The organism is Coleofasciculus sp. E2-BRE-01 (genome assembly GCF_040221695.1).
Classification (GTDB): Bacteria; Cyanobacteriota; Cyanobacteriia; order Cyanobacteriales; family Coleofasciculaceae; genus Coleofasciculus.
The window spans coordinates 24,186-39,125 of record NZ_JAVKEA010000120.1; the positions used below are offsets into that span (position 1 = coordinate 24,186).

Genomic DNA, 14,940 nt, shown 5'->3' on the forward strand with positions numbered 1-14,940 from the left:
TCTTGCTCATCTCTTCAGTGTTGCCAAGAGATACCATCGGAGGAGAGCTAGTGCTTTATCGGCACTTCTCGCGGTGGTCAGAATTAAGTTTGGCGATCGCTACAGAACCTGCACAGTGCTTAATCGGTGAACAGATTATAGAGATTCGCGCCAATCAACTCCTCTCTCGACTGACAAAAACTCGGATCGGCAGATTAGCGCATAGTATTCGCCAGTGTTTTGATGGGTTTTATGACCTGAGTAAACTTCGGCAGCAGCTCCAACATAAAAAGCCTGAGTTAATTCTTACAGTAGCTCACGGTGAGTTATGCTGGTGCGCTCAATATATTGCTCAAACGTATAGGATTCCCCTAATCACATTCTTTCATGATTGGTGGCCTGATCTGGCTTACGTCCATTCTTGGACAAGGGTAATTCTCGAACGTCGATTTAAGCAGCTTTACCAGCACAGCCAACTGGCATTTTGTGTCACTGAAGCAATGCGACAAAGGTTGGGAGGGCATCAAAATGCACGGGTACTATTTCCAATTCCTGATCAATTTATGCTCGACAAATCTCAACAAGTGAAAACTCAAGAAGAACATTTTAAACTTATTTATGCCGGTAATCTTTCCGGTATTTACAAGCCGATGCTACTATCTTTGTGTAAGTTATTGCCGGGGATTTCTGAACTCAAGTTAAAGTTATTTGGTCTACCACCTGATTGGACTGAGTTACCAGTACAGCAGCTTCAAGTCCAAAAAATATACGGTGGTTTTATCCCCAGAAAAATGTTGATTTATGAACTTTGTCAGGCAAGTGCTTTACTGTTAACCATGTCTTTCGACCAGCGAGAGCAGAAGCGGACACAGATGAGTTTTCCTTCTAAACTTGTAGAGTATTGTCAATTTGGTAAGCCAATTATTATTTGGGGACCAGACTACTGTTCAGCCGTTCAGTGGGGACGTCAGTATGAGTCGGCGTTGGTAGTGACATCCCCGTCAGCAAAAGATTTGGTGGAAGCAATAAAAGAACTAGCACATAAGCCATTAGAGCAAAAACGTCTTGGAGACAAAGCATCACAAATGGCACGAGGAATGTTTAACCCAGAAAAAATTCAGCAGCAGTTCATTGAAAGTATTCAGCAAATCTCTGGCATAAAAGGGTAGAAAACGCTATATTTGACTAGTTATATTTATAAAAAAATATATGTTACCCCATCGCGTTAGTTATTTTATAGATCGCTTATTACTGATTACGTTAAATAATATACCGATTCGCTTGATGAGGAGATTTTTTAGGCTATTACAAACTCATCCGAATTTAACAGATAAATGGGGATACTACATTCGTCAATTTCATTATTATGAACCCTTTCCTGAATTTTCAAAAATTCATCGAGAGCAAGTTCTTAAGAGACGCTATTCAGATGGCATCAATTGGCAGTTAAACCATCAATTAGAATTAATTAAAAGACTTAGTGTTTACAAGGACGAAATCCCAAAACTAGCTAATCAAAAAAATCCAGCTTTAAACTTCGATTTCTTTAACGATTTATACCGTGAACTTGATGCAGCAATTTACTACAGTATCCTGCGAGATATTAAACCAGCAACAGTTATAGAAATTGGGTCAGGATATTCAACTCAAATTGCGGCTAGGGCAATCTCTGCCAATCAGCAAGAAGGGAAGGATGGGAAAATGATTTGTATCGAACCTTATCCTCAGCCAATGCTGACCCAAATGAATCAGGATTTAGAAATAATCATTCAAAAATTAGAAACGATTGAACTCAGTTTTTTTAAGCAGTTATGTGCTGGTGATATTCTTTTCATCGATTCCACTCACACCGTTAAATTCGGCAGTGATGTCTTCCGAGAAATTCTCGAAATTCTGCCCAGGCTTGTCAGTGGAGTTTGGATTCACTTTCACGACATATTCTTTCCCTACGACTATCCACCGAAATGGCTGATTGAGGAGCGTCGAGCTTGGAATGAACAATATATGCTTGAAGCCTTTTTAGCCTACAATTCCCAATTTGAAGTGATTTTAGCTAATCATTGGTTAGCCGTAGACTATCCCCAGGAAGTCGCCCAAATTTGGCCCGGAGTTCTTAAATGGGAAGAACCTTATCATAAATGTGGCAGTCTTTGGCTCCGCAAAAAGTAGCGATAATGGAGATTTGCTAATGCCCACTGTCTCTATTATTACCCCTCTTTACAACAAGGCAGCTTATATTACTAACACCATTTTGTCGGTTCTTAACCAAACGTATTTTGACTGGGAAATGCTCATCGTGGATAATGGATCAACAGATGGCAGTTGGGAGATAGTCCAACAAGTACAAGATTCACGTATCCAGATTATGCAGTCTCTAAAACCAGGACCAGGAGCAGCTCGTAACTACGGATTGACTCATGCTCAAGGGGAATGGATTCAGTTTTTAGATGCAGATGATTTGCTGACACCTAATCATTTAGAAGAACAGCTAGCCGTCGCCCGAACCAATCCCCACGCTGAGATTATTGTCGGCTATTGGCAAGAATTTACTGATGAGAATCCCACAGAAAGGATAGTCAAACAGCCCTCAGGGATCGGACAACCCATTGAAGTGCTACGAAATAGTGCGATCGCCTTTGTTCCTTGGGCTGTTCATGCTGCTTTGGTCAAACGCTCTGCTTTATCGGCGGATTGCTACTGGCCCGAGCAACTCGACCAGTATTTAGGTGAAGATATTGCCTTTTGGTTTCCATTGATTAATCAATGCCAAGTAGCTTATGGACAGTGCCAAGGAGCATTATATCGTATCCATACTGTCCAATGTCGCACTCAAAAATTAAATCCTGAAAAGTGGTTTACAGGGGTTCATGCCGCGATTAAGTTGAATCAACAGTGGTGGCAAAAGAGTAATCACTCCTATACCCCTGGACAGTGCGAAAATCTGATGCGGGTTTATTCGGAAATCTACTGTTTGGCACAGCAACAGAAATCATCCGACGTTGAATTGCAGGCGTTATCTATGGCATCGGAGTGGTTAAGGGAGTATTTTTGCGTAGTACACAAACCTAAGCTTTCAATGATCATTCGTCGTCTGATTGGAATTAAGCTTTTTTTAATGATCGTTAAACATTTTCGATGAGATACAAAAAAGTTAATCGAGTTGCCCTTTTCTATCCCACTTACCTAAAACACTAATCAGTGTAGTCGAATTCGATGCTAAAATCTCTGAAAAACTGTAACACAAGCTACCAATCACTCCATCTTACAACCAAGGGTGGGTTTTGTTGAGAAGTTATCGGTGACAAGCTGCCTTGAATGCGTCAACCCGCTCCGACAATATGACTTACTACGTCTTTTCACTGCTAATATAACTGTGGTTATGTCAGCCGACGCTCTAGCGCTAGATCTGTATCGTAGAGAATACCTCTACTTTTGCTCATCCTCGTTGTCTAGTTTCAGTGATGATATCAAGCTCTCTCAGAAATTTAGTTTTCAAGCTACGCTACGGCTTCAAAGGAGTTCCTGTTCAAATTGCTGATCAGACTATACGTCTCGATGAGTCCCTCAGGCGTTGGAACATGGAGACAGAGTTGGCAGCTTATCAGATTTTAAGGGAATCCTTAAATCCAGGAGATGTATTCATTGATATTGGGGCAAATTTTGGTTTACATACGCTCTATGCCGCGCAATTAGTCAAACATCAAGGTCATGTATTCGCTTTTGAACCTGTGCCATCAAACCTGAATCTCTTGCAAAAGAATGTAACGTTGAATGGAGTCCAGCACCAGGTTGAAATTGTGCCTCAAGCCCTATCGAATTCAGCGGCATCATTTTTGACATTTTATCTTCCTTCAGAAAAAGTTGCCGTGACAGCTTCCTTTCGCCCCAATTCAGATAACCGTAAAACTATCCAAGTTGCCAATAGTCGTCTCGATGATTATTGGAGTAACATCAACTTACCCGTGCAGTTGATCAAGATTGACGTCGAGGGTGCTGAAGTGGAAGTCCTACGGGGAGCAGAAAAGGTGCTAAAACAATGGCAACCACAGTTACTCATTGAAGTTCATGGATTCGCTTTGCCTAACTTTGGCACCAGTATCAATGAACTGAGAGATTTTCTCAAAACTTTTGGTTATCAAGAACGGTTACTAGAGGGAGAGCAATTTCACGCAGAAAGCTATTTTCAAGCCCTTTATAGTAGCTAGGTCAATCATCTATCGTCTGAAAAACTGCTATGAAATTCGGTATCGTTGTCACGACTATTAACAATGGCAATTTTATCCATGAGTATTATCACCATTTCCAATCTTTTAGCAACGCTGAGAACGTTCATTTCTACGTCGTGGGTGATCTCTCAACCCCAGCCAGTTGCCGTAACCAGATCGAATACTACACCCAGCAGGGTTTACCTTGGTATTACCTAGATCCAAAAACACAAGATGAATTCCTCAAGCCTTTCCCAAAACTTGCCACTGAAATTCCTTGGCAGACCGACAATCGCCGTAATGTGGGGTTTCTTATGGCTTATCGCGATCGCTGTGATGTGATTATTGCCATTGATGATGATAACTATCCAAAAAAAAATGGTCGTTTCTCGCTGGACATTCTACAGTTGGTCAAGACGTTTCTTTTCTCACCGCTATCGGATATAATAGCTGGTTTAATGCCTGTTCGATGATGGAGGTTCAATGTCCAGCTTTGGGACATGGAGAAACGGTTTATGCCAGAGGGTTTCCCTATCAGCGTCGCCACTCCGCCTGTTCCCAAATTGATACAACAACGTCTACAGGGATTGTGGCTATTAATGCAGGTCTTTGGTCGGGAGATCCAGATGTTGATGCGGCTACTCGCTTGGTCACTCGTTGTGTTGCTCAGGAAAAGTTTACCAGTGACTACCTCCTTGCTCCGAACACGCTGATGCCGATCAACACTCAAAATACTGGGATTATGCGAGAGGCTATTCCAGCTTACTATTATGTAAAAATGGGGCATCCTGTCGGCGGGATGAAACTGGATCGGTTTGGGGACATTTTTAGCGGCTTTTTTGTGCAAAAATGTGTTCAAGCAGTAGGACATCGGATCAAGGTAGGCTCTCCAGTTGTGGAGCATCGCCGTTCGCCTCACAATCTCTACCAAGATCTCTGGCATGAATTAGCTGGGATGGTTATTCTTGATGATATGTTACCGCTGCTAGAAGAGCCTTTGCCGCCGACTAAGAGTTATGATGAGGCAGCGATCACTCTGACTGACAAACTTCGAGTATGGACAAGTAAACAAAATAGTTTTCTTTGGGATGACTCACTTCGCACTTATTTTAATAATGTTGCTGATAATATGTTGCTCTGGGTTGAAGCTTGTAGGCAGCTTGACAGTTAGGAGGATATATTACATTTAAGCTTGTCTCTTGGAGCGGCAATTCAATAAAGCTGCTTTTTTTGATCATAATCTTACTTATGAAGTATATCACTCAGCTAGATGGAATTCGGGCTATTTCTATCATTTTTGTATTGATCGGTCACTGGTCTGAACCCCCGATCAAAAATCTTATCCCCTGGGGAAATATAGGAGTTTATACTTTCTTCGTGATCAGCAGTTATCTAATTACGAATATTTTGTTAGAAGTAAAAACTGTAATACCACCCGGTTCAGCTTTTTTGAGTTTTTGGGGACGGAGAATTCTGCGGATTTGTCCCATTTATTATCTCACGCTTACTGTCCTGCTGTTTTGCCAACATCAGCCTGTGTCAGATTACGCGGCGTGGCACTTCACGTTTCTTTCTAATTTCTTAATCATGTCACCCGTAGGATATCAGGGGACTACAGACCATCTTTGGGCTCTTGCTGTCGAAGGTCAGTTTTATCTAATTTGGCCTCTTATAATTTTCTTCATAAGGGACAAATATTTACCTTATGTAATGGGATCATTGCTCCTAATTAGCCCCTTGTGTCGTCTGGCACTTTACCTGCTAGGTATGGGTTCTGTTATTAAAGTGTTTCCCCTCTCCTCTGTAGATTTTTTAGGTATGGGAGCAATTGTTGCATTTAGTCACAAAAATAAACAGTTTATGGGGGTTAATGTTGAACAATTATTAAAGAGGGTTTTTCCTTGGGTGGCTACAGGATTTTTTTTCGTGGAATTGTTCAGGTATTGGGGATATCATAATATCATTTATAATCTCTTTGGCACATCTTGTTTAGTTTTCGGGTTAGGTTGGTTAATTAGCACTGCATCAAGGGGAATGAGTGGACTACCCAAGCGTTTATTAGAATTCAATGGTCTTCGGTTCATTGGGCGTATTTCCTATGGTCTGTATCTTTATCATTTATTTTTTGCTTATTACTTCCTGAAGTGGTTTCCCGGTCTTTCATTAGAAAAAAATATGGGACATAATGTATTGGCTTTTATGATACTTTTTATGGCTACTTTTGGATTGGCTACTGTGTCATGGCTTATCCTAGAGAAGCCATTATTAAAATATAAAAAATATTTTCCTCTTTACAAGTATAATAGTCCGCAAATCACAACAAAATAGACAAATGAGATTCCTTGGCGCTAACACCTCATAAAATCCTGTAAATAAATTTACTTACCATTGGAATAGCAAAAAATAAGATGATGAGCTTTTTACTAGCCGCATATCACCAACTAAACTAATGATTTCCCTCGTCACCACTGTATTGAACGATCAGCAAGGATGTATAGACTTCTTTGCCCAAATGGAAGCACAAACGTGTTTACCTGAAGAAATTGTGATTGTAGATGGAGGTTCAACAGATGGTACTTGGGAATTTTTGCAAAACTATCAACCGACTCAACCTTACTCACTACGGGCTATTCAAGAAATTGGCTGTAACGTAGCCCAAGGTCGTAATTTAGCGATCGCTCAGGCTCAACATGATAGTATTGTTTCTACAGACATCGGCTGTACCTGGGAACCACAATGGTTGGAGGAACTTGCTCAACCCTTACTCAAGGATAATCAACTAGAAGCGGTCATGGGAAGTTGGCAAGTGCGTTGGCAAGATTTGAAAAGTGATTGGGCAAAGGTGGAGTATGCTTTACATGATGGGCTGAAATTAATTGCCACTTCCACCTCTCACGCCTCTTCACGTTCAATTGCTTATCGTAAGTCTTTGTGGGAAAAAATTGGCGGGTATCCCGAAGATTTAACATTGGCAGGTGATGATATGATCTTTGCTCTGCTATTACAGCAAACAACAGCTCAAATTACGTGCGCTCCTATTCCCCGTTGTTATTGGCAACGTCCAGTGACATTAAAATCCTTTTGCCAGGAAGCTCTCCGAAATTTTCGCGGGGGTGGAGAGGCTGGTATTTGGCTAGATTATGGAATTCTTGTTGGCGGAAGGCTATGCTTTGAAGCATGCTGCCTTATGTTCAGTTTATTTTGGCTATTTTGGGCTTCACCGACTTGGCTAGGAATACTTTTTTTGGCCAGTTTTCTCATTAGTGCTGGAGCGCGAGTCCGGCGATTAGTGCCAGCGATTCGAAGATTGAACGCCTGTAGCTATATAGAGGGCTGGTATCGACTTCTGGTTTTTGAATATATAATTAGGTTTTGGGGCTTAATTGGGTATTGGCAAGGATTTGTGTTGGGATTACAGCAATGCCAGGAATGCCGTAACAGGCTGCGTAACCTAAAGTTAAGGACAGTTTAATCCAGTTATGAAACTTCTTTACTATTCACCAGCGAGTTATGGAGGTATTGCGGATTATGCTCATGAGCAAGCTAATGCATTGGTTGCTTTAGGTGTTGATGTTACGTTCCTTTGCACTCCAAATTATCCTACGAGCAGGGGAGAGAAGTATCGGGTGATACCAATTCTCAAAGACATAACTTTAAATCAGAAATTTTCTCATAAAGCCTTAAAAGCCGTGTATTATATTGCAATCATGCTAACAAATTTCAACAAATTGGCTGACTTTATTGCAGCCAATCATTTTCAGCATGTGTTGCTGGCGTCTTATGTAGAGTATTTAGCTCCTATTTGGTCGGGTTCTTTGCGGAAACTAGCGAAAAAGGGCGTGATATTTGGTGCTATTGTACATGATCCGGTGCGTAATTTTGTCCTTGGTCCTCTCTGGTGGCATCGCTGGTCAATTGCCTGTGGTTATTCTTTCTTAAGGGAAGCCTTTGTTCATGAAGCTGTCGAACTCGATACCGTTCGACCTATGCCTCAACTGCGAACAACTGTGATTCCCTATGGAATACACCAGTTTCCGAGTGCGAACAAATCTAGAGAAGAAATACGGACGAGTTTAAATGTACCACTTGACGCTAAAGTAATGCTGGCTTTTGGTTATATCCGTAACAACAAAAATCTAGATCTGGTTATTCGAGCAATGGTTAATTTTCCACAAGTTTATCTGATTGTTGCTGGGCAAGAACAGTCATCAAGCCAACGACCCGTAGATTTTTATCAGGATTTAGCTAAAACCGTAGGTGTTGGAGAGCGCTGTCGGTGGGAAGTCCGTTTTATTCCAGAGGCAGAAGTTGGGAACTTATTTGTGGCTACTGATATTATAGTACTCACATATAGCCATACTTTTCGTTCTGCGAGTAGTGCTTTAAATACAGCAGCAAACTACCGTAAACCCTGTATAGCATCAGCCGGTGAAGGTTCTTTGCGATCTGTTATCCAAAAGTATAAACTGGGGATTTGGGTTGAGCCGGATGATTTAGTCTCTCTAGTCAAGGGAATTAAACTATGGTTAAAAAGTCCTCCGCAGCCTAACTGGAAAAATTATTTTGCGGAAAATTCTTGGCTAATCAATGCCCAGTTGGTAATGAACTGTTTTAAGTATGTCTAAAATCGAGATTCAGCTACCTGATAATTTTGAACTATTTACGGATAGTATCATTGAACGCGGATGGATTGGAGAAGCTGGTGAAAATCAACACTATATTATGGGGGCTGTTAGTAAAATAGAAGCCCGTACTTTAGCCGCCGTTATATTGGAGCATAATTGTCAAAAAAGTTTTGAGACAGGGGTAGCCAACGGAATTAGTACCTTAGCAATAACCCAAGCAATTGCATTGACTAATGGACATCACTATGGAATTGATCCCTACCAATTCACATATCATAAAGGAACAGCTTTAAACTTGCTGGCGGAACATGATTTATTGGATTACTTTACCTTGTGCGAAGGTTCAACTCATTTAGAAGCTCCTAAAGTACTGAATAAACATGACGAATTTGACTTTGCTTTTATTGATGGTATGCATACATTTGATTACAAGTTTATTGATTTTTTTTACGCCGACAAGCTTTTGAAGGCAGGAGGATTATTAGTTTTTCATGATAGCCTACTTCCATCTGTTAAAAAGATTTTTCGGTTTATTAAAATATTAAAAAAAATAAAAAATATAGGGTACTTACCACTCCAGAGTTACAACCAAATTTATCTACAAAAGCAAAATACATGCTTGCAGCATTCATCAAAGGTAAGCCTTATTGGCATGAATGGAATAATAATTTTTGTAATTTGCTAGTTTTGCAAAAAATCGGTGATACAGAGTTGCCTTGGTATTACTTTGAAGATTTTTAAAGATATATTAAATGTTTTAAAATTATGAACTCTAGGCTACTTGCTGGCAGTATTCTGAGTTACAGCTACAATCATCTGATTGGAAACTTACCATCCTGTAAAATCCGCATGGCTTATCTGAAAGCCTATCTAGCCAAAGTGGGGGCGGGAACATCAGTACAAATGGGATGCAAATTCCTAAATGGGAGAAAAGTGTATCTGGGTGATCGTAACGTGATTAACTTTGGTTGCTTGTTTGACAGTCGTCACTATTACATCCGGACGGGGGCTGATGTCTCGATTGGTCCTGAAGCCGCAATTCTCACTTTGGGTCATGATCCGCACTCACCAGAATTTGCCAATCGAGGTGGAGATGTAATCATCGGCGATCGCGTATGGATTGCTTACCGAGCTATTATCCTACCAGGGGTCACTATTGGTGAGGGAGCTGTCGTTGGTGCTGGTTCAGTGGTCACAAAAAATGTAGAATCTTATAGTATTGTGGCAGGTGTGCCGGCAAAAAACATTGGTAAGCGAAATTCAAAATTGATCTATAATCTACACTATTCTGCTTTTTTGCTATGACTCAATCGTATAAGTATACCAATAAAAATTTGATAGAATTAAAAGCTTATCTAAAAAGATTGCCGTTTCCCCTGACCCGTCAAGAATTCCAAGCTTATTGCTATGGGCCTAAAGTTTTGGCAAATAGCTGTCCCAAGTCGGGAACTAATCTACTTATACGAATCCTTTCTTTGTTTCCTCTGCTAGTTGATCGTTGGAAGTATAGCATTGTTAGGGGGAATTTAAAATTACCAGAACAGTTTCCTATAATTCGCAAGGGGCAATATGTAGCCTCACACCTGTATTGGAGTCGGGAACTGGTTGAGGCTCTTAACACGGCTAATATCAAGACTCTATTTATCATCCGTGATTTGAGAGATGTTGTAGTTTCCCGCGCCTATTACCATACTTATTCACTAACAAGCCATCCAGCCTATACCTACCTCAACTCGCTCAAGTCTGATGCTGAACGACTGATGATTGCTATTCGTGGGATAGATAAACCGGGTATGGGATTCTGTTCCATAGGTGACTGGGCTAGAGGTTATACACCGTGGTTGGATGAACCAACGTGTCTCACGATTCGTTTCGAGGAACTGATCGGAAGTGCTGGCGGCGGAAATGATCAACAGCAGGTAGAATCTGTCCGCGCGATCGCCTCTCACTTAAGACAGGAGCTTTCAACTAATCAGATTCATGAGATAGCAAGTCAAGCCTTCTTCAAGAATTCAAATACATTTCGCAAAGGACAAATTGGTGACTGGAAAAATTATTTTAGCGATGTCCATAAACAAGCCTTTAAAGAAATTGCCGGAGAAGCTTTAATTCGATTAGGATATGCTAATGACTATGATTGGTAATTGGTTAATAGCATTCTCCGCCGAATATTTGAAATGCACTGTTCACCTTGGATTTGCTGTCAACTGGGAGCCCGCGAGCATTATGCTATCCCACGGTCATTACACCAACATGGAAAACTTACCCACTTGATTACCGATGCTTGGGTCTTACCTCAGTCTCCACTCAACTTGCTACCTACACCTTTATTAACTAATTTACGCGATCGCTTCCATCCTGACTTAGCCCAAGCCTCCGTCTACGCATTCACTCACTCTTTGATTCGCTTTGAACTGGCGCAACGCCTGCAAAAAACCTCAGGATGGACACGTATCATTTCCCGTAATCACTGGTTCCAACAACGAGCCGTCGAGTTACTGGAAACCCTCACGCCAAAACTTAACACTCGTCCTATCCTCTTTGCCTACAGTTATGCTGCTTTAGAACTGTTCCGCTATGCCAAAACCCAGGGTTGGACCACTATCCTAGGTCAAATCGATCCAGGACTTGTCGAGGAAACATTAGTTGAACAGGAACATATTAGATATCCAGACTCCCAGTCTATTTGGCAACCCGCACCACCTCAATACTGGATGAATTGGCAAGAAGAATGTTTGCTAGCTGACCAAATTATCGTTAATTCCCCTTGGTCAAGCCAAGCCTTGCAACAAGTCGGTCTTCCTGCCAATAAAATAGACATTATTCCCCTTGCCTACAAACCCCCTGAGACAGCAAGCAACTTTGGGCGAACCTACCCCTCAGCTTTTTCTACTGAACGTCCCCTGCGTGTGCTGTTTCTGGGTCAAGTGATTTTGCGTAAGGGTATTGGTGCAATTTTAGAAGCGGCTGAACTCCTCCATCATCAACCGATAGAATTCTGGTTAGTTGGTTCTCTAGGTATTGCTAGACAAGCTAAAATGTACAGGCAAATCCAGTGGATTGGCGCTATCCCTCGCCGTAAGACAGCCCAGTACTATCAACGTGCCGATGTTTTCCTGTTTCCTACCCTTTCCGATGGTTTTGGCTTGGTTCAACTAGAAGCACAGGCATGGAAGCTGCCGATAATAGCGTCCAGATTTTGTGGTGAAGTTGTGAAAGATCGAGTCAATGGACTAATTTTACCAGAAGTCACCGGCGAAGCGATCGCCCAAGCCCTCGAATTCTGCTTAAATAATCCTGGACAACTCCAAGTCTTTGCTGAAGCAGCTACGGATATGTCTGCATTTAGCCTGTCGCAGTTACATCACTATCTGCAATCTATACCTTATGAACATCTTTGAATACCCAGAGCTAGTCTTCACCCAAGTCGTACTGATAGTTATCAGCACGATTTGGTTATTGCGGCGTAATGATGAAATTCCACTACTAATTAGTACCTTTCTCTTTTACGTGGCATCCTATCGATACTTGATTGTCACTAGCGGTATAGATCGTTGGGTCAATCTGGGCAATTTTGGCTTTAGTCCAATTACAAAGGAGGCAGCTCTTATTGCTTTAAGTTACATAGTCTTGGGTCATATCTGTCTATTGGTAACCTATATGGTGCAACAACGACAAGTTTTACCCATCGCTAGTCCCCAGGCAGACCCCTCCCTGTTACAATGGCTACGTCCTAAAGTTCTCCTGTTGGGTTTATTTTGCTTACCCTTGGTCGGTATCACTCGCTCTAACCTGATCGCTCAAGTCACAGGCGGACGTTCCCTTGCTTTCCAAATTAGTGGCTACTTATATTTATTTCCCTTTGTGCTGGTTGGCGTAGCTACCCTAATCATTTGTGTTTGGAAATTTGGCGGATTTTCTAAATTTCTCAGTCAAATTAGTGCCGTGGCGATTCTGCTGGGTTTGGCAAATTTTACCTTCAGTAGTAGTGGACGATTCCAGTTTTTAGGGTGGCTTAGCGCTAGTGGTATCATTCTTGCCTCTTCCTATCGCCCAAAAACTCGCCTCCTGATTCTCTCCACTGTAGCTATCGTGGCTATCGGCATGTTTGCTGTAGCGGGTTCTCTACGTAACCCCAACTTAAATCCTGATGTTTTGAATCAAGCGGCTTGGGAACGTGCGTCCAGTGCAGAAGATGCTAATATGCTTGATGGTTTTGTGCTGCTCCAGGACGTTTATCCCCAACGGTTAGATTTTCGCTGGGGTATGGAGCATGTAGAGGTTCTGCTTCGTCCAATCCCCAGAGCATTGTGGCCCGAAAAACCTGTGGGAGGCTATATGAATAAACTAGGATTCATCACTGCCAATACAGGTTTTACTTTGGGAATTTCACCGACCCTATTTGGCTCATTTTACGCTGAGGCTGGCATCATTGGTATTGTCTTATGCTCCTCACTCTATGGAGTAATTTTGGCAATGATCATTCGTTATACGACTAAGCTACAACCCTTTGCCAGTACGCTGATTCGTGCCATCCTCTGTGCTTCCTTAATCCCCCTCTTGCGTGGTGGTGACTTGGCAGGAATCTATGCTTGGATTGGTATGGCTTTTTGGCCCTGCTTTTTATTGCTGTGGTTTAAACGGGCAGATTTTAGATTGAAACCTTCCTATCATATCCAGGATTACAATCCGACTTATGAAGAAATATAGCAATTTCCAGTCTGATGGGATAAATCAATGAGGGCGCAAGCCTTGCGTCCCTACATTTCGGTAGACCTCACGCCATTGATAATTTTTATATTTGATTAAAAAATTTAGCATTGACTACGGATTCAAATATGCATGTTGTGGTAATTTTCTATAATATTGGAGGCTATCATGCGGCTCGGCTTAATGCGGCATTTGTTGCCTGTGAGCAAAAAGGTTGGTGTTTGACAGCTATCCAAGTTACAGATAACACCCAAGAACATCCATGGGGTAATATAGAGCGTGAAATTAAATTTCCACTCAAAACCTTATTGCCGATAGAAACTACTCCCTCTACTATTGATCGCAGTCCCTGGTCAAAAGTGGCAGCCTCTTTAATCCCTTCTTGCCTAGATTCTCTAAAACCTGATATTCTGGCGATTCCTGGATGGGGTTTTCCTGTATCTCAAGCTGCACTGACTTGGAGTAATCGACACCTAGTTCCTGCAATTTTAATGAGTGAAAGTAAATGGGATGATGAAAAACGACAATGGTGGAAAGAACAGATAAAATCATGGCTTTATGTGAGAAATTATACAGCAGCCTTAGTCGGAGGTCAACTCCATCGAGATTATCTCATCAAGTTAGGTTTCCCTCAAGAGCGAATTTTTCTAGGCTACAATGCTGTTGACAATCAACATTTTAATTTAGGTGCTGAGGTTGCACGAAAAAGTCCGCTTGCGGCAAGGCAACGCCAGCCCAAGATACCCACAAAACCTTATTTTTTGCTTGTCACTCGATTGATTAAACGCAAAAATGTTTTTCATCTTTTAGAAGCGTTTTTGGTTTATCGGCAAAAACTTGGAGACAATCAAGCTTGGAATATTGTTGTTTGTGGTAGTGGGCAGGAAGAAAGAACTATTCGCAATTTTATTAGTGAAAAAAAACTAAATAGTTGTGTTCATCTCCCTGGATTTATTCATTACCAAGCCATCTCCGATTGGTATGGTTTAGCCCAGGCTTTTGTGCATCCTGCGATACAAGAACCTTGGGGATTAGTTGTGAATGAAGCTTGTGCGGCTGGGTTGCCAATATTATGTAGTCATACGGTGGGAGCTTGTCATGAACTTGTTCGTCATGGTCACAATGGCTTATTATTCGATCCAGAAAGTAGAGAAAATATGACTGATACCTTATTAGCCATGCATCAGCAAACCTCAGATGCACGTATTAAAATGGGGCAATTCAGCCAAACTATTGTTGCGAATTATAGCCCCCAGCATTTTGCTGAAGGTCTATTCAAGGCAAGTGAAACTGCATTAACATTCAAGTAAAAGTAGCCTAAAGGGGTGACAAGCAGCTCAAAAGCTCGGCAGACAAAGCATTTCACCCCTCTTTCCCTTAAAAAGATGTCAGCTTATTGACAGGTTTATTGATAATGAAAA

At 41.6% G+C, this 14,940-nt stretch carries 15 protein-coding genes; all 15 read left to right on the top strand.

Translation table 11 applies throughout. The annotated features are described in order from the left end of the window. Positions 1–50 precede the first annotated feature (50 nt). A complete protein-coding gene (locus RIG66_RS14290) occupies positions 51–1,148 on the top strand; it encodes a glycosyltransferase (protein ID WP_446379044.1) in 1,098 nt (365 codons plus the stop codon). Between the two features lie 40 nt (positions 1,149–1,188). Beyond that, entirely contained in the window at positions 1,189–2,148 is a 960-nt protein-coding gene (locus tag RIG66_RS14295) for a class I SAM-dependent methyltransferase (RefSeq protein WP_446379046.1), read from the top strand. A gap of 19 nt (positions 2,149–2,167) precedes the next feature. Further along, positions 2,168–3,118, top strand: coding sequence for a glycosyltransferase family 2 protein (locus RIG66_RS14300; RefSeq protein WP_446379048.1), 951 nt, complete (start codon positions 2,168–2,170; stop codon positions 3,116–3,118). 322 nt (positions 3,119–3,440) lie between these two features. Next, entirely contained in the window at positions 3,441–4,184 is a 744-nt protein-coding gene (locus RIG66_RS14305; RefSeq protein WP_446379050.1) for an FkbM family methyltransferase, read from the top strand. Positions 4,185–4,213: 29 nt separating this feature from the next. Beyond that, entirely contained in the window at positions 4,214–4,657 is a 444-nt protein-coding gene (locus tag RIG66_RS14310) for a hypothetical protein (protein WP_446379052.1), read from the top strand. Further along, entirely contained in the window at positions 4,654–5,355 is a 702-nt protein-coding gene (locus RIG66_RS14315; RefSeq protein ID WP_446379054.1) for a hypothetical protein, read from the top strand. Before RIG66_RS14310 ends, RIG66_RS14315 begins: the two co-directional genes overlap by 4 nt. A gap of 77 nt (positions 5,356–5,432) precedes the next feature. Beyond that, positions 5,433–6,512: an acyltransferase family protein gene (locus RIG66_RS14320; RefSeq protein ID WP_446379056.1), complete on the top strand. Its 1,080-nt coding sequence runs from the start codon at positions 5,433–5,435 to the stop codon at positions 6,510–6,512. A gap of 121 nt (positions 6,513–6,633) precedes the next feature. Next, the gene (locus RIG66_RS14325; protein WP_446379058.1) at positions 6,634–7,656 is read left to right on the top strand and encodes a glycosyltransferase; all 1,023 of its coding nucleotides are present in this window, start codon (positions 6,634–6,636) and stop codon (positions 7,654–7,656) included. 7 nt (positions 7,657–7,663) lie between these two features. Next, positions 7,664–8,809 (top strand): glycosyltransferase family 4 protein, encoded by a 1,146-nt coding sequence (locus tag RIG66_RS14330; RefSeq protein WP_446379060.1) that lies wholly within the window; start codon positions 7,664–7,666, stop codon positions 8,807–8,809. Continuing rightward, a complete protein-coding gene (locus RIG66_RS14335; RefSeq protein ID WP_446379062.1) occupies positions 8,802–9,494 on the top strand; it encodes a class I SAM-dependent methyltransferase in 693 nt (230 codons plus the stop codon). The genes RIG66_RS14330 and RIG66_RS14335 overlap by 8 nt, the downstream gene beginning before the upstream one ends. Before the next feature lie 80 nt (positions 9,495–9,574). Continuing rightward, a complete protein-coding gene (locus RIG66_RS14340; RefSeq protein ID WP_446379064.1) occupies positions 9,575–10,114 on the top strand; it encodes an acyltransferase in 540 nt (179 codons plus the stop codon). Further along, positions 10,111–10,953, top strand: a complete 843-nt coding sequence (locus RIG66_RS14345) for a sulfotransferase domain-containing protein (RefSeq protein ID WP_446379066.1) — start codon at positions 10,111–10,113, stop codon at positions 10,951–10,953. The genes RIG66_RS14340 and RIG66_RS14345 overlap by 4 nt, the downstream gene beginning before the upstream one ends. Before the next feature lie 33 nt (positions 10,954–10,986). Further along, a complete protein-coding gene (locus RIG66_RS14350) occupies positions 10,987–12,210 on the top strand; it encodes a glycosyltransferase family 4 protein (protein ID WP_446379068.1) in 1,224 nt (407 codons plus the stop codon). Further along, the gene (locus RIG66_RS14355) at positions 12,197–13,519 is read left to right on the top strand and encodes a hypothetical protein (RefSeq protein WP_446379070.1); all 1,323 of its coding nucleotides are present in this window, start codon (positions 12,197–12,199) and stop codon (positions 13,517–13,519) included. The genes RIG66_RS14350 and RIG66_RS14355 overlap by 14 nt, the downstream gene beginning before the upstream one ends. Positions 13,520–13,629: 110 nt before the next feature. After that, on the top strand, positions 13,630–14,829 hold the full coding sequence (locus tag RIG66_RS14360; RefSeq protein WP_446379072.1) for a glycosyltransferase family 4 protein: 1,200 nt from the start codon (positions 13,630–13,632) through the stop codon (positions 14,827–14,829). Positions 14,830–14,940 lie beyond the last annotated feature (111 nt).